13 protein-coding genes and 1 tRNA gene are annotated in these 21,048 nt (G+C 60.7%); 4 read left to right on the top strand and 10 right to left on the bottom strand.

All coding sequences use genetic code 11. The annotated features are described in order from the left end of the window. Positions 1 to 273: 273 nt before the first annotated feature. Positions 274 to 1,527, bottom strand: coding sequence for a hypothetical protein (locus SELSP_RS00910; RefSeq protein WP_006192887.1), 1,254 nt, complete (start codon positions 1,525 to 1,527; stop codon positions 274 to 276). Between the two features lie 355 nt (positions 1,528 to 1,882). Between SELSP_RS00910 and amrA the strand changes: the two genes are divergently transcribed. Together amrA and amrS are read left to right on the top strand one after the other, a co-directional pair. Beyond that, positions 1,883 to 3,268 carry an AmmeMemoRadiSam system protein A gene (gene amrA, locus SELSP_RS00905; RefSeq protein ID WP_006192885.1) on the top strand — a complete coding sequence of 462 codons (1,386 nt, stop codon included), beginning with the start codon at positions 1,883 to 1,885 and terminating at the stop codon, positions 3,266 to 3,268. Next, the gene (gene amrS / locus SELSP_RS00900; protein WP_013740515.1) at positions 3,265 to 4,134 is read left to right on the top strand and encodes an AmmeMemoRadiSam system radical SAM enzyme; all 870 of its coding nucleotides are present in this window, start codon (positions 3,265 to 3,267) and stop codon (positions 4,132 to 4,134) included. Before amrA ends, amrS begins: the two co-directional genes overlap by 4 nt. 153 nt (positions 4,135 to 4,287) lie before the next feature. Here the strand turns inward: amrS and SELSP_RS00895 are convergent, their stop codons facing one another. The 8 genes from SELSP_RS00895 to SELSP_RS00860 all read right to left on the bottom strand — a co-directional run bounded on the left by SELSP_RS00895 (position 4,288) and on the right by SELSP_RS00860 (position 17,042). Next, positions 4,288 to 6,237 (bottom strand): polysaccharide deacetylase family protein, encoded by a 1,950-nt coding sequence (locus SELSP_RS00895; RefSeq protein WP_013740514.1) that lies wholly within the window; start codon positions 6,235 to 6,237, stop codon positions 4,288 to 4,290. 13 nt (positions 6,238 to 6,250) lie between these two features. Beyond that, complete coding sequence (locus SELSP_RS00890; protein WP_013740513.1) at positions 6,251 to 7,273, bottom strand: glycoside hydrolase family 18 protein; 1,023 nt, start codon at positions 7,271 to 7,273, stop codon at positions 6,251 to 6,253. A gap of 72 nt (positions 7,274 to 7,345) precedes the next feature. Beyond that, positions 7,346 to 9,967 carry a polysaccharide deacetylase family protein gene (locus tag SELSP_RS00885; RefSeq protein ID WP_006192881.1) on the bottom strand — a complete coding sequence of 874 codons (2,622 nt, stop codon included), beginning with the start codon at positions 9,965 to 9,967 and terminating at the stop codon, positions 7,346 to 7,348. Beyond that, positions 9,964 to 11,892, bottom strand: coding sequence for a glycosyltransferase (locus SELSP_RS00880; protein ID WP_006192880.1), 1,929 nt, complete (start codon positions 11,890 to 11,892; stop codon positions 9,964 to 9,966). Before SELSP_RS00880 ends, SELSP_RS00885 begins: the two co-directional genes overlap by 4 nt. An 8-nt stretch (positions 11,893 to 11,900) precedes the next feature. After that, on the bottom strand, positions 11,901 to 12,833 hold the full coding sequence (locus tag SELSP_RS00875; protein WP_006192879.1) for a polysaccharide deacetylase family protein: 933 nt from the start codon (positions 12,831 to 12,833) through the stop codon (positions 11,901 to 11,903). 47 nt (positions 12,834 to 12,880) lie between these two features. After that, positions 12,881 to 14,182, bottom strand: a complete 1,302-nt coding sequence (locus SELSP_RS00870; RefSeq protein ID WP_006192878.1) for a nucleotide sugar dehydrogenase — start codon at positions 14,180 to 14,182, stop codon at positions 12,881 to 12,883. A gap of 35 nt (positions 14,183 to 14,217) precedes the next feature. Beyond that, on the bottom strand, positions 14,218 to 15,960 hold the full coding sequence (locus tag SELSP_RS00865; RefSeq protein ID WP_233275182.1) for a translation initiation factor IF-2: 1,743 nt from the start codon (positions 15,958 to 15,960) through the stop codon (positions 14,218 to 14,220). 365 nt (positions 15,961 to 16,325) lie between these two features. Next, entirely contained in the window at positions 16,326 to 17,042 is a 717-nt protein-coding gene (locus SELSP_RS00860; protein WP_006192875.1) for an SIMPL domain-containing protein, read from the bottom strand. 205 nt (positions 17,043 to 17,247) lie between these two features. Here SELSP_RS00860 and gltX point away from each other — a divergent pair, with 205 nt between their 5' ends. Further along, a complete protein-coding gene (gene gltX / locus SELSP_RS00855; protein WP_013740512.1) occupies positions 17,248 to 18,708 on the top strand; it encodes a glutamate--tRNA ligase in 1,461 nt (486 codons plus the stop codon). Positions 18,709 to 18,729: 21 nt separating this feature from the next. Further along, positions 18,730 to 18,804: transfer RNA gene (locus tag SELSP_RS00850), tRNA-Glu, on the top strand. Positions 18,805 to 19,029: 225 nt separating this feature from the next. Here SELSP_RS00850 and SELSP_RS00845 read toward each other — a convergent pair. After that, positions 19,030 to 21,048 carry a TIGR03986 family type III CRISPR-associated RAMP protein gene (locus SELSP_RS00845; protein WP_013740511.1) on the bottom strand — a complete coding sequence of 673 codons (2,019 nt, stop codon included), beginning with the start codon at positions 21,046 to 21,048 and terminating at the stop codon, positions 19,030 to 19,032.

The following is a 21,048-nucleotide window of genomic DNA, read 5'->3' as shown; positions in this document are numbered from 1 at the left end:
CTATCTCTTGTATACATTATACAACTTTTCTGTCACTTTGTCTTACGGAAACAGGAATATCGTGGAAATTATTTTCGATGCGTCCATAGGCGGGCGAACGCCGTCAGCTTTATGGAAGCGCTGATAAAATGAGGTCGCCCAGATTTGCACAGATGTGCTGTATCTATCGAGGAGACAAACCACAGGCGTAGCGGTGCTACGTCGAGGATTTGTCGACGACGAGAGGACAGTGCAGATGTGTGAAGATGGGTGGCTGAATTTATCAGTGCTTCCTTATCCTTCCGTCGCCTCGGCAAGCGTCGTAACACGGTACAGGAACGGCGAACCGACGCGCTTCACCGCGACGGGCGACGTGCGGACGGTGTGCTCCGTCGACATCGGCTGCAGCCGGGAAGGTGCGTCCGCCACATAGCGCTCCTCTTGCCCATACCGATAGAAGAGCGCGGCAGCCTTTCCCGTCTGCCCGTTCACTGCGATGCGCACCTGCCGCGCACCTTCCCCGTCTTCTGCGCGTCGATCCAGAACGTAGACGGGCAGAAGGAAGTAGGCTCTTTCGTGCTTGCGGAAATCGTGTCCCCAGAGCGTGAGTGAAGCCGTCGTCAAATCGAATGTACTTTTTATATCGGAGACAAGCCGCTCTGCAAGGATGTTCTCAATCGTCTCCACACGCGAGACGTTGTTCGCCACCGCCGCGATGCGGAAAATCCCCTCGGCAAAGGCGGGATCGAACGGAATGACCGCGCCGAAATCCCATGGGTCGAGCCGATCGAGCAGACGGATGTCATAGAGCGTCGTATCGGGGCACGCCCAGTTGATGATTTCCTCGTAGGCCTCGAAACTTCTCCGCTTGCCGCGGACGCACATCTTGACACGGAGATCGGCAAGCGAGAACGGGATGTAGACCGCCGTCATATCCGCGCGGATGCGCCGCTCGATGTCCTGCCCCGAAAACTCCTGCGGAAATCTCCATGCGAGTTTTCGCACGGCATTCTGTGCCTGCAGCGGCGTCACAACAAACGGGATCGCCCTGCCCGGGACATTCTTTGCGCCGACTCCCATGATGAACTCCCGCCGATATGCACCAGGGCGCAGCAGCTCCTCATCGCCGAACGTATTGTTGCAGTAGCCGCAAGTGAAGAAATGCTGCGTCGAATCCCCCGAAAAATCTCCGCCGCAGAAGGGACAGCGGAACGTCAGCCGGCAGACCCCTGCAAATGCCGCCGTCGCCGTCTTGTCCCAGAGCGCGAGCTTCTCTTCGACGCTCTTTTGGCGGTAGTGCTGGCTGAGGCAGCCCTTGTCGTGCGCGTCGACCTCCCACATCACCTCCACCGCTCCGAGCTTCATCGCCCCATCCACGATCTGCACGGGCTTATGGCGGAACGCAATCGGCGACGCCCAGAAGACCGGTGCGTCCGTCCACGATACCTCCGTACCGCAGAAGGTGCAGACATACGCCGCCGCCTTCTGCTCGGAGTACATCGCCCCGCCGCAGTTATGGCACTGTATCGCCCGAACTCGCTCCAGCATGAAATGCACCCGCCTTTCTTACGATCTCCATTCACTTCGCCAGATGCCTGGCGACGAAGCAGCGATTCCTATAAACTATAGTTTGATTATATTCCTTTCAAGACATACAATCAAGTGCATGCAAAAAGCACAGTGTCAAGCTGCACTGCACGTTCTCTCTACATCGTGCTTTGTACAATGCCAATCATGCAATCTGCTATATCAATATCGTATAGCAAATCCTCCCCGACGCAACTTTTCCCCGCAGCACTGCAGAAAATCCGCCTTTCGAAAATTTCCTGCAAATAAAGGGCTTTTCCCTTCTCATATCGAATACATATTTTAATGAACACCGCACTTCGAGGAGGTCTTACCCATGGCAATTCTAGCTGCTTATGCTGTACCGCATCCGCCGATCATCCTGCCGGAAATCGGCAAGGGCGAGGAACGCAAGATTCAGCTGACGATAAACGCTTATGAACGGGCGATGAAGGAGGCGGCTTCCTTCGAGCCGGATACGGTCGTCGTCGCGAGTCCGCACGCCGTCATGTACGCCGACTACTTCCATATCTCGCCGGGCGACGAAGGCGCAGGAAGCTTCGCGCAGTTCGGCGCACCCGAGGTCGAAGTTCGCGCTGAGTACGACACGGCGTTCGCCAAGACGCTCGCGACCGTCGCAAGCGAAGCCGGACTCGATGCGGGGCCTTTGGGCGGACGCAATGCGGCGCTCGATCACGGCACGATGATCCCGCTGCGCTTCCTGCAGCCGCACACGGAGAACTTCCGTCTCGTGCGCGTCGGCCTTTCGGGGCTGACGCCGCTCGATCACTACCGCTTCGGCATGTGCATCGCACGCACCGCCGAGGAGCTTGACCGAAAGACCGTCTTCATCGCGAGCGGCGACCTCTCGCACAAGCTCACGCCCGACGGGCCTTACGGCTTCGCCGCCGAGGGACCACGTTTCGACAAGGCGTGCATGAAGTACCTCGAAGAGGGCACCTTCCTGAAGCTTCTGCAGATGGATCCCGCACTCGCCAAGAAGGCGGCGGAGTGCGGCCTGCGCTCCTTCTGGATCATGGCGGGAGCGCTCGACTGCCAGGCGCTGAAGATCAAGAAGCTTTCTTACCAAGGGCCTTTCGGCGTCGGCTACGGGCTTCTTTCCTTCGTCGTCAAGCGCGAGGACTTGAAACGCAACTTCGGCATGCGCTATGAGATTGCCCAAAGACGCGCCCTCGACGACATCAAGGCGGCGGAAGACGCCTATGTGAAGCTCGCGAGAGAGAGCGTGGAGAAATTCGTCGTGACGGGACAGTACGCGGCAATTCCCGACGATCTGCCCGAGGAAATGCAGGCGCGTGCGGGCGTCTTCGTATCTCTCAAGAAGGACGGCGAGCTCAGGGGCTGCATCGGCACCTTCCAGCCTGCGCAGAAGGACATCGCCGAAGAAATCCTCTACAACGCCGTCTCCGCCGCCCTTCACGATCCGCGCTTCTCGCCGCTCAAAGAAGACGAACTGCCCGACATCGTCTACAGCGTCGACGTGCTCACAGAGCCTGAGCTGATCCACGATGCCGCGAAGGATCTCGACCCGAAGCGCTACGGCGTCATCGTCGAGGCGCGAGGCCGCAAGGGGCTTCTGCTGCCCGACCTCGAAGGCGTCGACACGGTCGAGGACCAGATCAAGATCGCGCGCAAGAAGGGCGGCATCGCCCTCGACGACGATGTGCGCATCTGGCGCTTCGAAGTGGAGCGCCACCATTGAGCGCGGATAGCCGCACCGCAAAGACAGAGGGAGCAGACGAACGCATCGTCTGCTCCCTCTGTCCGCATCACTGCCGCCTCGCCGACGACGAGACGGGCTTCTGCCGCGCCCGCATGAATGAAGGCGGCACGATCCGCTGCCGGAGCTACGGCAGGCTGACCTCCGTCGCCCTCGATCCTATCGAGAAGAAGCCGCTCTATCACTTCCATCCCGGCAGCTTCATCCTCTCCGTCGGCAGCTTCGGCTGCAACCTACGCTGTCCCTTCTGCCAGAATTACACAATCTCCATGACGGACGGGCAAAGCGAGACGCAGGACGTCACGCCCGCAGAGCTTGCCGCACTCGCCCATGACCTCAGCCGCCGCCCGCACGGCAATATCGGCGTCGCTTTCACCTACAACGAGCCGCTTCTAAGCTATGAGTTCATCATGGATGTCGCGCCACTACTGCACGAGGCCGGCCTCTTCGTCGTCCTCGTGACAAACGGCACGATCGCGCCTGCGCCCTTGGAAGCGCTTCTCCCGCATGTCGACGCCATGAACATCGACCTCAAGGGTTGGCAGCCGGACTTCTACCGCCGTCTCGGCGGCGACCTCGCTGCGGTCAAGCATACGATCGCCCGCGCGGTAAAGAGCTGCCACGTCGAAGTCACGACGCTCATCATCCCCGGTCAGAACGACAGTGCAAGCGATATGGAAGAAGAGGCCCTCTGGCTCGCCTCGCTGCGTCCCGACCTGCCGCTCCACATCAGCCGCTACTTCCCGCGCTGGAAGGAATACGCTCCCGCGACGCCCGTCGAAACGATCGAGCGGCTCGCTGCAATCGCGGGGAAGCATCTGCGATTCGTGCATAAGGGGAACTGCTGAAAAAGCACGGCATAGAATATACTCCTCAACCACCCCCAAAATCATCACATCATACACAAAAAGACGCGCCGCCGGCAAAATGGCTGCGCGTCTTTTTGTGACCCAATGAAGCACGGGAGAAATAGAGGGAGCTCTGAATTAATCGGTGATTTCTTAAAACGGGCTGATCGTCTTCTCCTTCGCCGGCGGAATCTGCTTCATCCTCTGGTCGTAGTCTGCTGTCAGGTAGTCGCCCAAGAGGGCGACCTTGAACTTTCCCGGGTGGTCGTCGGGCAGGAGGTCGTTCGCCGTCAGCAGCATGTCGAGCGCGGGCGCGGTGCGCATAGCCGTCGCGCTCATGTGCATGACGAGGATCGCGCCGCGCTTCACCGAGCCGTCGTCTTCGTGCGTCAGTCTGTGCAGAATGCCGACGAGGGATTCGAGGGAGACGGCATTGTAGTCCTCCGTGCTGCCGCTGCCGTTGACGACGTAATCGAAGCCGTTATGCAGAATGCTCGCGACGCCCGTGCGGCTCACGGCGAGCGTCGGCGGGCGCAGGATGCGCGTCAGGGCGTATCTTCCCGACGGCAGGCGCATGTCGCCCATGGTCAGCGCGAGCTTTTCGTAGGAGGAGCGCACGTCGAGTTCGTACGTCTCCTCGTCCATGATGGCCTTGTTCCTGCCGCCCTTGTCCTGCACGCACATGGGCGTGTGCGTATCCGTATGACTGCCGACCTCGTTGCCATTCGCCACGATGGCACGCACGAGATTCGGATTGTTGTGGATGTTCTTCGTGATGATGAAGAACGTGCCATGCACGCGATGCTTGTTCAAGACGGCGAGCAGATGGTTGATGGAATCGTCGCTTCCCCAGTCGTCAAAGGTGAAGAACACGGTTCGCGCGGGCGCCGTCTTGACGATCCCCGTCCTGTCTGCGCGGCGCATCTCCATGCGCGAAAAGCCGAGCATGCGATCCGTCTCGCCGACTTCGGGCGCACCGACGTAGCGCTTGTAGAACTCCTGCGAAAACGCGCTGCCCGTGAGCTTCTCCTTGCGGATATACGGGCGGATTTCCTCGGGCAATGTCGCCAAATCGACGGGATATGTATAAAGAGCCGATGTATCGCCGAGAACATCGAGGACAGATGTGCAGGCATAGCCCGAGGCCGCCCGCTCCCGCTCTCGCTCCTCGGGCAGGGCGTGCGTCGTGTAGGCGATGTTGTCGACCTTCTCCCGCTTCAAGGTGCGCAGAAGCTCAACGGCGAGCGAGGAGTGCGTGTAATAGTCCGTGCGCATGTAGATGATCTCGCCGCGATTGAACGACGTCGTCCAGCGTCCAAAGAGATCGGGCATGACTTCTGCGGGCGACTGCGCGTCCTTGTGCTTCGACTGCACGGCGTTGAATCCCTGTCCGACGAGGATGCAGCCCATCGCCGAAACGGCCTCGCCGATGGCCGGCTCGTCCGTGCCCGACATCTGGCGCACGACATTCGTTTCCTGACCGTAGGCTCGAAGCCCTTCGCGGATGCGCTCGATCTGCGCACAATAGTCGTCGAAGCCCGCGCCCTCCTCGGGACGCAGGCCGATGCCAAGTTCCTGCCCATATGCGCGAATCAGCTCGATATTCTTTCGATTCCTCGAAAGCTCGCGCTCCGTGACGAAGAAGGTACCGCGCATCCCCTCTGCCTTCATTTCCTCCAATATTTCAAGAAGCGGCGCTTCCTTCGACAAGCCGCCGAACGTAAAGATGACGGCGGGCTTCGTGCTGCAGATAAAGCGCTGTTTCTCGGCGATATGCCCGCGATTCTTCCTGCGCAACGCGGCATAGGCGCTCTCCGCGGTGCTCTCCTGCATCGTCTGTCCGCGCAAGCCCTGCACTTCTTCCGCCTCGTCCGGCAGTTCCAAAGCCTTCCCCGCCTCTTCCTGCCGCGCAGAAGCTTCCGTGCCCGCGAGCGCCGCGAGTCTCGACGCTTCGAAGGCGGCAGCGGCATCGGCTCTTTCAGCCGCAGGCGCGGCGGCTGACGCGGTGCTGCAAAGGGCGGCGACCACGAAGGCCAGGGCGCAGAGCGCGCCCTTCTTCCCGCTTCTTTTCTTTATCTTCCCATCGCGCATGACTGTTCCCATCTCTTCCTTTCCTCTACTCGCATCGTACATCGGCGAGGGTTTCGCTGCCGCCGAGCCGCCAGAGGCTCACCGCCTCGACGCCGTTTTCCGCCGCGAGCGTGATCCATGCGTTCAGCGTCTCTGCATCCGCATACCAGACTTCTCCATCGTGCCCGTCCGCCGAGAATGTGAAGTGAAGCGCCGCGCTCTCGGCATCGCGCTCAGGCGTCCTGCCGTGCTTCTTCGCCAAGGCGGCCGCCTCCTTCTCCGTGAGGAAACGCGCCTCGCCCTTCTTGCTTCCGAGGAAACCGTAATCCTGCCACAGGCAGCCGCCCGTCGCAAAGGCCGCCGCTTTCCTTCCGGGCAGGGCTTCCATCTTCTTCAGCGTTTTTTCGATGAAGTCGCGGTCCGCCTTCGGTCCCGGGCCGCTGTGCTTGCCGTGGAGGTTGTAGAACATCACGACGTATTCGGCTTCTGCAGGAAGCCCCTCAAAAGCCATCGCGGGTTCGAGCACGACGCGAAGCTTCAGGCCGCGCTCTTTCGTGGCCTCGGCGAGCTTCTGAAGGAAGGCGCGGTAGCGCGTCATGATTTCTTCGTCCTTGCGGAAGTTCTCGTAGTCGAGTTCCACGCCCTCCATGCCGAACTTCTCTGCCGTCTCCGCCATCAGACGCGCCTCTTTTTCGATTCCCTCGTCCGTCGCGAGCAGGCGGCGCAGAAGTTCCCTGTCCTTTTCCACATGTTTTTTCCCTAGGATGTCATTCGTGAAGCTCAAGTACCGCTCGACCTTGCGAATGCTGTAGGCGTTTACGAGCGCCTGCACCTCCTGCGGCACATAAAGCTCGTCCTTCTCGTCGTAGCAAGCGGCGAAGATGACGACCTTCGAGAGCTTGCCGCGCATCGCGCGATAGTCGGCATCGCCGGCCGCCGCATCCCAGCGAACATGCCAGGAGGAAAGCTCCACGGGCGCGTGCGGCGCACTCTGCAGCGGCTCCGCCTGTGCGCATCCCCCGAGGGAAAGCCCTGCGGCAAGAAACAGTCCCAACATCCACCAACGCATAAAAACAGCCCCTCCTATACACCACGCAGGGCGCGCAAGCTTCTCTCACGCGCCCTCTCTTCGGCATACAAATCATACGTATTCGAGGAACCAGCGCAGGACAGCGTCCCAGATTTCCCCTGCCCTGTGCTTCGCCTTTTCCCATCCCTTATATTCGCTCGTGTAAAGGACGCGCTCCTCCTTGCTCTCGCGCCCCGTTTCCGTCAGGACGCGCACCTTCTTGAAGACGCCGTCGTAAACGTCATCGGCGAGATTGCGCTGACTCCATGCCTCACCCTGCCAGGAAGCGCCTAGGAAGACTGCGCCGCGCTCCGTGCGGGAGACGGCGAGATCCTCAGGACCCGTATGTCCGTCCACCTCGACGCTCAGGCGGTCGCCCGAAAGATGAATCACGAGCCTGCACTTGCCGCGGCGATGGAAACTCTCGCGCCCCTCGTAGGGAGCGGCGCCGTCCTCGACGGCAGCGGCGTACGTCTCGCGAACCGCATTCGCGCGTCCCATGTACTCGTTGGCTGCGGCGGGCGATGGCGCATAACGCGCGAAGGCCTCGTTTTCGGCGATTTTCGCCTCCTTGCGCGCCTCCTCGACAGAAAGGATCTTCTCGCCGAGAATCACGGGCAGCTTTTCCCGGTAAAGCTCGCGCTTCGCGCCGCCCGCGATTTCTGTCACAACGAGTTGATCGTTGACGAGTGTGACGCAGACGGCGTCCGAAAGATCGGCGGAGCTTCTGAGGAAGATCTGCTGCGAGCCGAAGGCGTTGCCCTCAAGCTCCGCTTCCAAGCGGAGGTCGCGCAGATTTTCGACATCCGCGAGGCGGGCGAGCGCCTTGCCTTCGGGCAGCGTCGTCAAGATCAACGTCTCCTCACGGGCTTCGAGCGCCCCTTCCTTGAGTTCCCAGGCGCGGCGTCCTTCCTCACGCCCCTCGACGAAAGAGAGGGCGCCGTCCGTATCGTAGTTGATGCGCATGAGCAGGTGGTTGATCGGCCAATAGGGCTGCGGCTGCATGCGTGTGAGATCGTAGAGGCTGCTCGTGCGCTTGTTGAGCACGAAGCCCTCGCGGTTGAAGTTCATCGGGAAGGAATCGCGAATCTCACGCTCGTTGACGGCGCTGACGCGCGGATTGTTGCCGAAGCGTCCCGTATTCGCGTGCATGAGCACATGCGCCTTGGGCACATAGCCGAGTTCCTCACCGTAGATGTCGCGAAGACGCGCATAGTCGTAGGCGACGCGCCGCTCCATCTGGCGCTCGCTCTCCGTCGGCACGCCGTCCTTGTCGCGGATGTAGTCCATCAAGTAGTGGTTGTAGCGGCGGCCAAGACAGCCGCGCACCATATCAAAGCGCAGCGGGTCAAGCTCGCCGAGAAAGTCGTCGTAGCGGTCGAAAACATTGATGTAGGCGAGACGGTAGCCGTTCGATCCCATCTCCCAGAATGTCGAGCTTTCCATCTCGTGCAAGTCCTTGGGACTCAGGAACTTCGTGTCCTTCTTGGCAAATTTCTCGGGGTACGTCATCATCGTCGCCTTGAAGTTCAAATCCTCCATGATCTCCTGCGCGAAGATCGCCGTGTCGCGCCGCCCGTCTTCAAACATGAGGAAGAGCGAGCGCTCGGGCAGATTCTTTCCCTCGCGGTAGTAGTCGAGGACGTCCTGCTGCGAGATGGTCACATAGCCTTGGCTCTTGAGCTCGGCGAGATGGCGGCGCAGCTCTTCCTTGCCGATGAGCGTCGATGTATCGCCGTTTCGGTCGACGCCGAAGTAGGAGAGGGCGATGAAGCCCTTGTCTTGTGCGCCCGCCGCTGCAGCAGCCGCCGGGTCGTACGTCTTGAGTGTGAAAAAAAGCTCCAGGAGCACGAAGAGCGCGGCGGCAATGCAGATGAATTCCATGGCGGTGCGCACCTTCTTGCGGCGGTTCTTGCGCCGCGTGAAGGCAGCGTCCGCAAGTGCGGGCTGCGCTTTCGGACGCTCATTCTGCGCTTTCGGCTGCTGCTGCGTCGCTGGCGGTTGTTGCTGCGCCGGCTGCTGCGCTTGCGGCTGCTGCGGCGGCACTGGCGGCTGCTGTGTTTGCTGCTGCGCTTTCGGCGCGGACTGTGCTGCCGGCGGCTGTTCCTGCGCTTGCGGCGGCACGGGCTGTATCGGCGGCTGCGCTGTCGACGGCGTCTGCGTAGGCTGCATTGACGACTGCACTGTCGATGGCTGCTGCGCGGACTGTGCAGCCGGAGGCGGCTCTTGCCGGGGCGCAGGCTGCATTGACGGCGGCGCTTGCGGCGGCGCGGGCTGTATTGGCGGCTGCACCTGCGGCGGTGCAGCAAACGGCATGACGGGAACCCACTGCGGACGTCCCTGTATGTCGGGCACGCACATCAAAAACGGCACGCCCTGCACGCTCGGCATACCGCGCACATTCGACATATTCGGCAAGCTCGACGCAAACTGCGCCCCGCCATCGGCAACGGGCGGCTGCATATACGGCATATACAGCGGCTGCATATAGAGCGACGCCCCCTGCTCATGCGGCGGAATGCCCTGCCCGGGGGACGGCGCACTTTCTAGCGGAGGCGCAGCGTCCTGTATAGGCAACGCCCCCTGTGCAGTCGGAGCTTCCTGTCGAGCGACGACCTTCTTCGCTTCTGCCTGCGCCTCCTTGACGCGAGACAAGCCCTGCCCCAAGCGCACAAATACACGTTTCTTTTTCATGCTGCCCTCTCCGCCGCCTTGTCGAGTATGACGCGGCCGTCCTTCTCCTTGTTCTTTTTCTTATTCAGCGCGGCGATGTCGGCAAGCGTCATGCGCGTGCCCCACGTCGTCTTCCAGAACGTGACCCAGGCGACGGGCATCTGCCACAGGAGCACCGCCTCATAGTAGATGCAGAACCACATGGCATAGATCCACGTCGTGCTGCGCCGGATGAGAAGCTGCGCCATGCTCATGAGGAGCGCCATCATCAGCATGCCGACGACGAAGCTCACGGGGAAGACCCGATGCATGATCGGCACGTAGAGAAGGTTGTAGATGACGACGACAGGCGCGGCGATGGGTACGAGAACGCCCATGTAGAAGCCGAGCGACATGAAAGGCTCCTTCTTCCACATGAAGCGGCTCGCGATCAGTGACTCGCGCAGCCAAGAGCGCTTCCAGCGCATCTGCTGGCGCAAAAACACGGAATAGGAGCGCGGCACGATCGTCATGCAGACAGCGGAATCCTGATACGTCGTGCGATTGTGGCGCAGGATGAAGTTCGTCATGCTGCGGTCGTCGCCAAACGTCGCCTTCTGTCCGAGGAAGCGCTGGTTGAGCCACGCATCCATGTATTTCAAAACGAGATCCTTGCGGTAGCAGGACAGAGGCCCCGAGAGGCACGTCGCCGCATCGAAGTACCCCTCCGCCGCCTTCATGACGCGGAAGGCGATGGAGTAGCGCACCGCCTGCATCTTCGTCAAGGCGTTCGTGTACGTGTTCGCAACGTCCGTGCGCCCCGATACGCCGCCCATCTCCTCGTCCCTGAATGGCTGCACGATGTTGCGGATGGCGAAGGGATCGAGGAAACTGTCCGAATCCACGAAAACGAGCAGCTCGTGCTTCGCCTCCCTGGCGCCGCGCGCCATGGCGTCGCGCTTGCCAAGGTTCTGCGGCTGCTGCAGGAAGCGGATGCGATCGGCGACGCTGTAGGCGTTGTCGCTCGTATCCGCCGCCTTCAGCTCGGCGATCATCTCCTGCACGCGCTCGGCGGATCGGTCGTTGGAACAGTCGTCGACGACGATGACTTCGAGCTTATCCACGGGATAGTCCTGGTTGATGCAGCTGTGGATCGTGCGCTGAATCCATTCCTCCTCATCGAAGCACGGAATGATGATCGTCACGCCGGGCGTATAGTCGGGATCGATGGGCACGGGGCGGTAGAACATCGCAAACAGGTAGCGCGTCAGAAGGAACGTCGCGGCAATGATGCTGTAGAGATAAAGCCAGCGGTTGAACTTGAAATAGATGACGGATTCGGCTCGCATGAGCACGATGATGAGCGTGATGACGGCGAGGAAGAAGATCGCCAGCGTGAACATGTAGCCCTGTCTGCGTGCGGCGGCGTACTGAGCGAGCGACTTCTTGAACTCGATGCCGTAAAGTTTCTCCTCCTGCCCGAAGCTGCGCACGACCGTCGCCGGCAGCTTCTTCACCTTCATCTCGTAGCCCTCGGGCATCGTGCCCGGCTCGATCTCGAAGGTCAGCTTTACCTCGCCCGAAAGATCCGCCCCGCACGCATCCTTTTCCAGCCGCACGAGGATGCCCGTCGTCGAGATGTCCACGGCGCGCGCCGCAAGCGTCCCCGCCGCCCCCTCGATCTTCACGGGATAGTCGACGAGATAGCGCTGCCCGTTCTTCGCATCCTGCTCATAGAGAACGTAGTCGTCGGACTCCATGGCGGCGGACGCGCCGCGCCGGCTGCGGTTGCTGCGATGTCCCGTCGCGTCCGGCACATGCGAGAGCAGACGGCGGTCCTCCTTCACCGTGTAGAGAACCTCGTCTTCTTGAGCCGCGCCTGTCGCCCGATTCACCCTTGCGCCGCGCTCGGCAGCATCCATATCTTTTCCAGCGCCGTCTGCGGACGCATATCCCTCGTTTGCCATTTCTTCACCTACTTGCCTTGCACTGCCGCCGATGGCGCGGCGGGAACGTATCGAATTTTACGAAAATCATGAATATTGCCCGGCGTCTTTCCCGTGCTCTCCAGCGCCGTCAGCAGCCAGTCCAGTTCGTCGGCAGCGTCGACAGGCGCAGCCTTGCGTTCTTCGGCGGGCTTGTCCTCCACGGTCGGCTGCTTGTCCACGGCCGGCCGTGCATCCTCGATGGCCACATCCTGCGCGGGGGCTTCGACGGGCACGGCGATGTCAATCGCGATGATGCTGCCCGCAGGCACCGTCGCCGCATAGGCGGCCGCGCCCGCCTCGTCCTTGAGCCAGCCCGGCGCGTAATGCGCGCTCTCCTTCACGGCGCACTCGACGCCTGCGGCGCGCAAGGCGCGCAGAAGCTCCTCGTCATAGACGGTGCGCGGCGCCCGAAAGAACTTCGGCTTCGTCGCGGCAAGAACCTCGACGACCCTCTGCGTGCGGCAGATCTCGGCGAGCAGACGCTCCTGCGGCAATTCTTGCGCCGCCGCGATCCCCACGAAGGTGTAGTTGCCGATCTCCTGTCCCGCCTCGCGAATGAGCTCGATCGTCTCCGGCTGATTCGCCGCATTCTGTCCTTCGACGAAGAACACGGCGCTCGCGCCATGCTTCTTCAAGACATCGAGCAGACGCGCCGTCGTCGTGCGGTCGGGCAATCCGTCGATGACGATGGCGACGTGAGGCTTCTCATCCTTCGTCACGATCTCCGCCGGCTCCATGCCCTTTTGAAACTGCTCCTTGGCCGCCGCAATCTCCTCCGTCGCCTCGTAAAGACTGCCGAGATCCGCAAGCTCCGCCTGCGCGTTCTTCGTGCCGATCACATGATCACGGAAGACGATGAGAGCGCCCGCGACGATCAATATGCCCGCTATGGCGAGAAGCCCCATCTTTTTCAGGCTCATGCTCCGCCCCCTTCCTCAAAAACCGGCTTGCAAACCTCGCCCCGAACTCAAAGACGCCAATAGCAAAAGCCCTCGCGCTCCGCTTCCTCGCGCGAGTACATCCCCTTCACATCGACGAGCAGATGCGGCCCGTCCGCGCGGCACATCGCACGCAGTTCCTCCCACGACAGACGGGCGAAGGCTTCATGCGCCACGAGAAAGACGAGGGCGTCCGCCTCCTGCACATCGTGCAGCGACTCCAGGCTGAAGCCGTATTCCACGCGGAAAGCTGCCGCATCAACCTCAGGATCGACGGCGGCGAGCGTCAGATCGTACTCCTGCAAGATGCGATATACGTCGGCGGCGCGCGAATTGCGCGTGTCGGGGCAGTTCTCCTTGAACGCCATGCCGAAAAGATGGACGCGCGCCTTGGCGAGATCGATCTTTGCACGCACAAGCTCGCGCACGACGGCATGGGCGACGAAGCCGCTCATGTCGTCATTGATGCGCCGCCCCGTCGAGATGAGCGGCGAATAATAGCCGAGATTCTGCGCCTGATAGATGAAGTAGTACGGATCGACGCCGATGCAGTGACCGCCGACGAGTCCCGGACGGAAGCCCAGCGCATTCCACTTCGTATCCATCGCATCCGCCACAGCCGAAGTGTCGATGTCCATGCGGTGAAAGACGAGAGCCAGCTCGTTCATAAAGGCGATGTTGATGTCGCGCTGCGCGTTCTCCGCGACCTTCGCCGCCTCCGCCACGCGAATCGACGGCGCACGATGCAGCGTCTCGACGACCGTGCCGTAAACTCCGGCGATCGTTTCAAGCGTCTCTTCGTCCATGCCCGAAACGATCTTGACGATGTTCTCCAAGCGATGCACCTTGTCGCCGGGATTGATGCGCTCGGGCGAATAGCCGATCTTGAACTCGCCGCGCCGCATGCCCGATTCCCTTTCCAGTATGGTGCAGCAGATGTCCTCCGTCACGCCCGGGTACACGGTAGACTCGTAGACGACGATGCTGCCCGGCTGCAGATGCCTGCCGATGACGCGCGTCGCCTTCTTCAGCGGCTTGAGATTGGGCGTCTTGTCGCCCTTGATCGGCGTCGGCACAGCGACGACGATGAACGACGCCATGCGCAGACGCGCCGCATCCGCCGTAAAGTCAATGCGCTCCGCCGCGCCTTCTTCCGCGGCAAGCTCGCCCATCGGATCTTTGCCCGCGCGGCAGTCCGCGATCTTCTCCTCGTCGCTGTCATAGCCGATGACGCTGAAATGCCTCGAAAACGCCACGGCGAGCGGCAGCCCGACATAGCCCAGTCCCACGACGGCGATCTTCGCCCTGCCATCGTGCAAAAGCTCCAACATGCGTTTGCCTCCTTCTTTCCGCACTGCGTACTTGTTCAATCCTCATAATTTTTGAAATATCCCGTAAGCGACGCCCAAACGGTACGGCTGCGCCTCGCAGTATCGAGGTCAAAGAGATCGTAATACTCAAGCCCGAACATGAGATCCTTCTGCAGCGTGTAGGAGAGGCCCGCGCCCCAGCCGCGGAAGCCGCCGCGTCTCGGGCCGTCACCCGTCGCATCGTAGCTCATGTAATCTGCCATGCCGTTCATCGTGTGGCTGACGTAGGTGGCGCTCGGCTGCCGGTAGTACTTGAGCCAGTAGGACATCGACCCGGGACGCCAGCCGTCGCCTTTCTTCGCGAGCGTCAACACATAGCCCGTGCCGTTTCCCGCCCTGTGATCCGTGCCATGGAGAAGCATCGCGCCGAAATCGAAATCTCCCAGAGGTGCGCGGAAATTTCCCATGTAGATGTTGCGCGCCGCACCGTTGATCTTGTCGAAGCGGTACATGCCGGCGTCGACGCCGTAGAAAGGCGTATCGTAGCTTGCCGAAAGTGCCGCCACCTCGTGCACCCGCTCGATCTTGCCGTAATGCAGCGTATAGCGGACGGGGCTTCCCATCGAGAGCCGCAGACCGCGGAACTTGCTGTCGTAGATGTTTCCCTCGGCAAAATCTGCGCTAAACACGCCGACGGTCGTATCAAAGACGCCGCTCCTGCCGGTCAGATAATAGCGGTCAAGACGGAGCTTGCCGTCGTCCGTGCCGCCGTTCAAGTACTTCTCATACTCGATCATGCCCGCCGCATGCCAGTTGCCGTCGATGTTGTAATCGGGGAAGACGCGAAGGCGCAGCCGCGCACGGCTGTCGCCGCGCTCAATGCCGCCTGAGCGCGAAGCATCGGCACGCACCTCGGCGTCAACCTTGAGTCTCGGCTCAGGCTTCTCGGGCAGGAGCACCGACGAATAGAGCTGCTGCTCGGCATTCTCCTCGTCCGCATAGCCCATGAGCGCGAGATCTTCAGCGAAAGCCGCCCGAAGACGCATCGCCTCATCCATGACGCCCGGCTCGACAAGCGGCTCGCCGTAAGAATACGCATCGCCCTCGCCTGCGGGGAAGGAGTCCGGTGCAGCCGGGACAGCAACGGCCACGGGCGAGGCAGGCGCACCTGCCGCAGCGTCTGCCTGCACCGCGCCTTCTCTTGGCGTCATGCGCGAGAAGACTTCCTGCCTGCGCTCCGAAACCTTCGCCAAAGCAAGCTCGCGCTTCTCGCGCCGCATCGTGGCAAGCGCGTAGTCGCGCGCCGCGAACTGCAGACGAAGACGCGCCTTCGACGCCTTTTCCTGCAGCGGCTGCATGATCTCCAAGCGGTTCGTGCCGCGCAAAGACTCGCGCACGAGGCGCTCCTCCGCCTGTTTCGCCGCCGCCTCGGCATCGGCAAGCGCCCTCTTCGCCAGGCGCTCCTGCTCTCGGTAGAGCTTGACATGCACCTCGTCGCGCACGGCGAGACTCGAAAGACGCCCATATTCGTCCGCGAGCGTTCCCTGCTGTATGCGGTCAACCTCGTGCAGCCCCTGCGCCACAATGCGGACAAGCTCCTCGCGCGAACACTCCTGCGGCATCTTGCCCGCAAGATCGACGTACCCTTGCGCATCGAGCTGCCCGACCGCTTCATAGACCCAGTCGGGCACAGCCTCCGCGGCAGAAGCCGCTGTCGGCAGAATGCCGAAGATCGCGGCACAGAAAATGCTTGCGCGGCAGGCATGTCCCCAAAACAAAGACTTTTTTTCCATTTCCATCATATCAGGTTATTTTCCCCTTATTCTTTCTTTTTAATAATTATTACTCATAAGTTATATATTCAAAAAATTATGGTAGGTTTCGGGAAATTCTACAATATTTCACCCGGACGCATTAGGTCTTTCTCTCTATTGATTATACAATATAGCATAAAGCGAGCAATTTTGCAAGGAATTATTCTCGCATTTCTTCTTTTTAGGACTTATAGTCTGAAAATATATGCTAGATATTTTTCCTATAAATATAGAGTGCATAGCGTTTTTATAGGGAGAAACCTCCTATCATATAAAACACAAAAGAGGAGGAGACTCTCATCTCCCCCTCTTGCACGCCTTTGTCTTCCGTCAAGCTTTCTTTGCCAACCTCACTCGCTCAAGTAATACTCGATATGCACCTCGGCACTCATCTCCAACATGCCCGGCGCGATCGGCGTCGGAGCTGCATCGGCGGCCATGAGCATCTTTGCGCCCGCGCTGCGCTCAGCAAACGGATAGGTGTTCTCCGATACGGCCTTCAGTCCGACGACGCGCCTGCCCAGAGCGGCGGCAAGCTCGTCCGCCTTCTTTCGTGCGTCATTGACAGCGGCAGTCAAGGCAATCTTGCGAACCTTGTCTGCATTCTTCACGCCGAAATCCAGCGAAGATATGCTGTTCGCGCCATTCTTGAGCGCGAGGTCGATGACGCGGCTGACATCGGCGAGATTGTCGACGCGCACCGTCACATTGTTCTCCGCGCGATAGCCGGTGATCTCATTCTCGCGCGCCTCGCGCTCATAAAGCGGCTGGAAGTAGTAGCCGCGCGTCTGGATGTTCGCCTCGGGGATGCCGGCTGCGACGAGCGCCCGCTGCACCGCCTGCGCCTTCTTCGCATTCTCCTCCTGCGCCGTCTTCGCGTCCGCCGCCTGCGTGACGACGCCGACCGAGATCGTCGCGCAGTCGGGTGCCGCCTCCGCCCTGCCCGTGCCGTCGACCATGAGGACGGGCGGCTCTGAAGTCTGCGGCGCTGCTGCCTCTGCCGCCTGCGGTGCGCACAGGAAGAGTCCCGCTGCGATCGCAGCGAGGAAGGATTTCATCTTGTTCATCTCGATCTCTCCTTTTCTTTCCTAAATAGAAAATTTTCCCTCGGTGTGTTTTTCCTCCGTGGATATGTCCATTATAGCATGACTCCTGAGAAATACGAGTTAGAACTCTCTCACGCCCGCATGTAGTTTGCACATCGCCTGCATTGCTGATATACTACAACAAGAAACTCGAATAGATACAAAAAGAGCATCGGGAGGAATCATCTTGAGCAATCGTATACGCACGCGCTTCGCGCCCAGTCCCACGGGCTACATGCACATCGGCAATCTGCGCACGGCGCTTTACGGCTATCTCTTCGCGAAGTCCCAGGGCGGCGACTTCATCCTGCGCATCGAGGACACGGATCAGGAACGCTTCGTCGAAGGCGCACGCGAAGTCATCAACGAGAGCCTTGCCGCCGCGCACATCATCGCCGATGAAAGCCCCGAAAAGGGCGGCGCTTTCGGCCCCTATGTGCAGAGCGAGCGCAAGGCGATCTACAAGGAATATGCCGAAAAGCTCGTCGCCAGCGGCCACGCCTATCGCTGCTTCTGCTCGGCGAAAGTTCATGCGCACGAGTCGGAATCCGAAAAGTTCGGCGGCTATGACCGCCACTGCCGCGACCTCGCGCCTGAGGAAATCGAGCGCCGGCTTGCGGCGGGAACGCCCTACGTCATCCGCCAGAAGATGCCGCTCACCGGCTCGACGACGTACCGCGATCTGATCCTCGGCAGCATCACGATCGAGAACAGCGAACTCGAAGACCAGATTCTCTTGAAGAGCGACGGCATGCCGACGTACAACTTCGCCAACGTCGTAGACGATCACCTCATGGAGATCACGCACGTCATCCGCGGCAACGAGTACATCACCTCGACGCCCAAGCATGTGCTGCTCTACGAATTCTTCGGCTGGCAGCTGCCCGAGTTCATCCACCTGCCGCCCGTCATGGGAAAGAGCGAAGACGGCACGGTGTCGAAGCTCTCGAAACGCCACGGCGCAGCGAGTTTCGGCCAGCTTCTCGACGAAGGCTACCTCGCCGAAGCCGTCACGAACTACGTCGCGCTCCTCGGCTGGTCGCCCAAGGACACGAATCAGGAAATCTTCACGATGGAAGAGCTCATCGGGGCGTTCTCCCTCGACGGCATCAGCAAGTCGCCCGCCATCTTCGACTACAAGAAGCTCGACTGGATGAACGGCGAATACTTCAAGTCGATGGATCCCGCCGCCTTCGCCAAACTTGCGCGCCCCTTCACCGGCGACCTGCCGACAGAACTCGCCGAGAAGTGGGACTATGCCGCCGAAGTCCTGCGCCCGCGCCTCAGCCGCCTCGGCGAAATCAAAGAGCAGATCCATTTCCTCATCGAGATGCCCGACTACGACCTCGACTGCTATACGAACAAGCGCAACAAGACGAACCCGGAAAAGGCGCGCGCCCTTCTTCCCGAAGCACTGCCGATGCTCGACAGCCTAGAGCCGTGGACGCCCGATACCATCAACGCGGCGCTCGACGCTTTCGCAGAACAACGAGGCGAAAAGAAGGGTGCCGTCATGTGGCCGCTTCGCATCGCCGTCTCAGGGCAGAAAGTCACACCGGGCGGCCTCACGGAAGTACTCTTCCTGCTCGGCAAAAAAAATTCTCTCGATCGGCTCAAAAAAAGTCTTGCCAAACTGCAGGATATGTAATATAATAAATCGTGTTCATGCGGCTCCTTCGTCAAGTGGTTAAGACACCGCCCTCTCACGGCGGGTTCATGGGTTCGAATCCCATAGGAGTCACCAAGAAATTTCAGGTCTGAAGCCATTGGCTTCAGACCTTTTGCTATGCGCTCTCTTTTGTCTCATATCATAGTGACAGCCCGGATCGTGCAGGAGGCTGTCCTTGGCTTTCTCATCGCTGAAGTCTGCTGCATAGTTAGGTTCTATGAGTTGCATGACCATGCTTTTTATGTACAAAAAGGGGCTGCCGCACACGATTCAAGTGCGACAGCCCCTTTTCTTGCCTTCTCAGCGTGCGAAGTCGAGCGCGCGCTTCAAGATCACACGATCCTTGAAGCGCGTGTCGCTTTTGTCGCCGATGCGCATCATGGCGGTCTTTTTCTGCCACTTGGGAAGGCTCGTCTTGTTCCAGTCGAGCAGGCAGCGAAGCTCTTTCATGCTCTTCTCGAAGGATTCTTTTCCTTCACCCAGATGCTCTTCGCGCCACTGGCGGAAGGCGGCGAGGCATTCTTCGCCCGTGCTCTCTTCGAGGCTTTCGCGCCACGCGCCGTCCGTGAAGAGTCCCGCGAACTGCTCTTTGGTGTCTTCGAGCAGGAGACGCGCCTTGAGGCGCACCGAGCCGAGGCCGAGGGATTTTCCCTGCCCGATCTTGAAGCATATATCCTCGCCCGACTCGCCGAGGGAGAAGACTTCGAGCAGAGCGCCGAGTTCTTCGGGGCGCAGGTTCTTGAAGCGGATAGAGCCGGAAAAATGTGCGCCGGCGGCGATGGGGCGGATTTCCTGCGTGCCCTTGACGACCTTGTCACGCTCGGGGTCGAGCCGCCACGAGTCGGCGCTCGCCTTCTGATGCCAGTAGAGCTTATAACCGCGGATCGGCGCATCACTGTCCCAATGCTGCGGCTCTTTTCCCGTCTGCTCCAAGTAGAGCTGGAAGGAGGTGGGGTTCGGCGTCATCAGCGGATGGGAGCGCGACGGCGCGAGTTGGTCGGCTGCGCCTTGGAGCACGGCGTCTTCGAAGATGACGCGCCCCGCCCAAAGCGCCTTGCAGCCGAAGATGGCGTCGGCGAAGTCGATCGTATCCTTTTGAAGCGCCGCAGGCACATGGTCAGCGATGGATTTCTCGTAGGGGATGCGGTAGTAGCGCCCGTGACCGAAGTGCTGCACGACGCCGTCTTCCGCCATGTAGAAGCATGGGGCGCAGAAGCTGATTTCGGCGTCGTGCGTGAAGCCTGCCGCTTCCCTGCGCTTGAGTCCGTTGGCAAGGAGGTCGAAGCGTCCGCGGCTCTTGTCCTCGCGGTAGCCTTTGAGGACGCTTTCGGGCACGGGCAGACGGCGCTCCTTGCTCCAATCCGCCTTGCTTATGCGGAAGTAGATGTACTTCTTCTGCGGCGAGCGTCCCGTGATGACATCGGCGCTCTGCTCCTTGTGATGCCAGCGAATCTCGGCGCGGTTCTGCTCTTCGCCACGCGGAATCTTCAGGCTCTCCTTGTCGGCGGGGCAAACGTAGTATTTGCCCTGCACGGCGATGAGAAAGCCCGCATTCGCCTTGGAAACGGATTTTGCGACCTCGATGGTTCTGCCGTCATCGGTCTTTTTCGACACGGTGATGTTTTCCACCATGCGCTCCTTGTAGTAGTCGCGGAAGCTGGCGAGGCTGTCGGCGAGCGCGCGCGAGTACAGGTGGCGCTCGGTGAATTCCGCGCCCGGGCGCATCGCGCCGCCCGATACCATGCGCACCATGTGCTTGATGAAGCCGCGCAGCGTGCTGCCCGGCACGATCGGCTCGCCCGTCGGCGAGAAGAATTCGTTCGTATCGCCGCTGCTGCCGCTGCCGATGAAGAGCGGGGTCAGCGTCTCAAGGGAAAGTTCGATGCGTCCGCTCTTCGCGCCGTCGGCGCATACATAGTCGCGGTAGTGCGTGAGTCGTTTATCCTCCTCCATCTTGTGCCAGTCGAGTCCCTGGTCGAGCGGCGCGGGCACAATGGCCTCGGGCAGTGACACGAAGTTGTAGGGTGCGCTCGCAGGCTCCGTCGTCTTGGGGCGCGGCGATGCGCCGCCGCCCTGTCCGCGATAACCGCCGCGTCCGCCGTAGCCGCCTTGCCCGCGATAGCCGCCGCCCTGTCTGCCGTAGCCGCCGCCTTGGTTCCCGCGTCCGCCGCCATAGCCGCCGCTTCTTTCGCCGCCGCGTCTCGGTCGGCGGCTTTCCGCCTTCTCATAGGCGGCGCCCCAGTCCTTCTTTTCCTCTTTTTCCTCGGGGACGTCCCTGCCGAATCCTTTGGCAAGTTTTTCTCTCCAATCGTCTGCCAT

Source organism: Selenomonas sputigena ATCC 35185 (assembly GCF_000208405.1).
Classification (GTDB): domain Bacteria; phylum Bacillota; class Negativicutes; order Selenomonadales; family Selenomonadaceae; genus Selenomonas; species Selenomonas sputigena.
The sequence above is the reverse complement of the archived record's forward strand: the minus strand, read 5'-3'. Positions and strand labels throughout refer to the sequence as shown.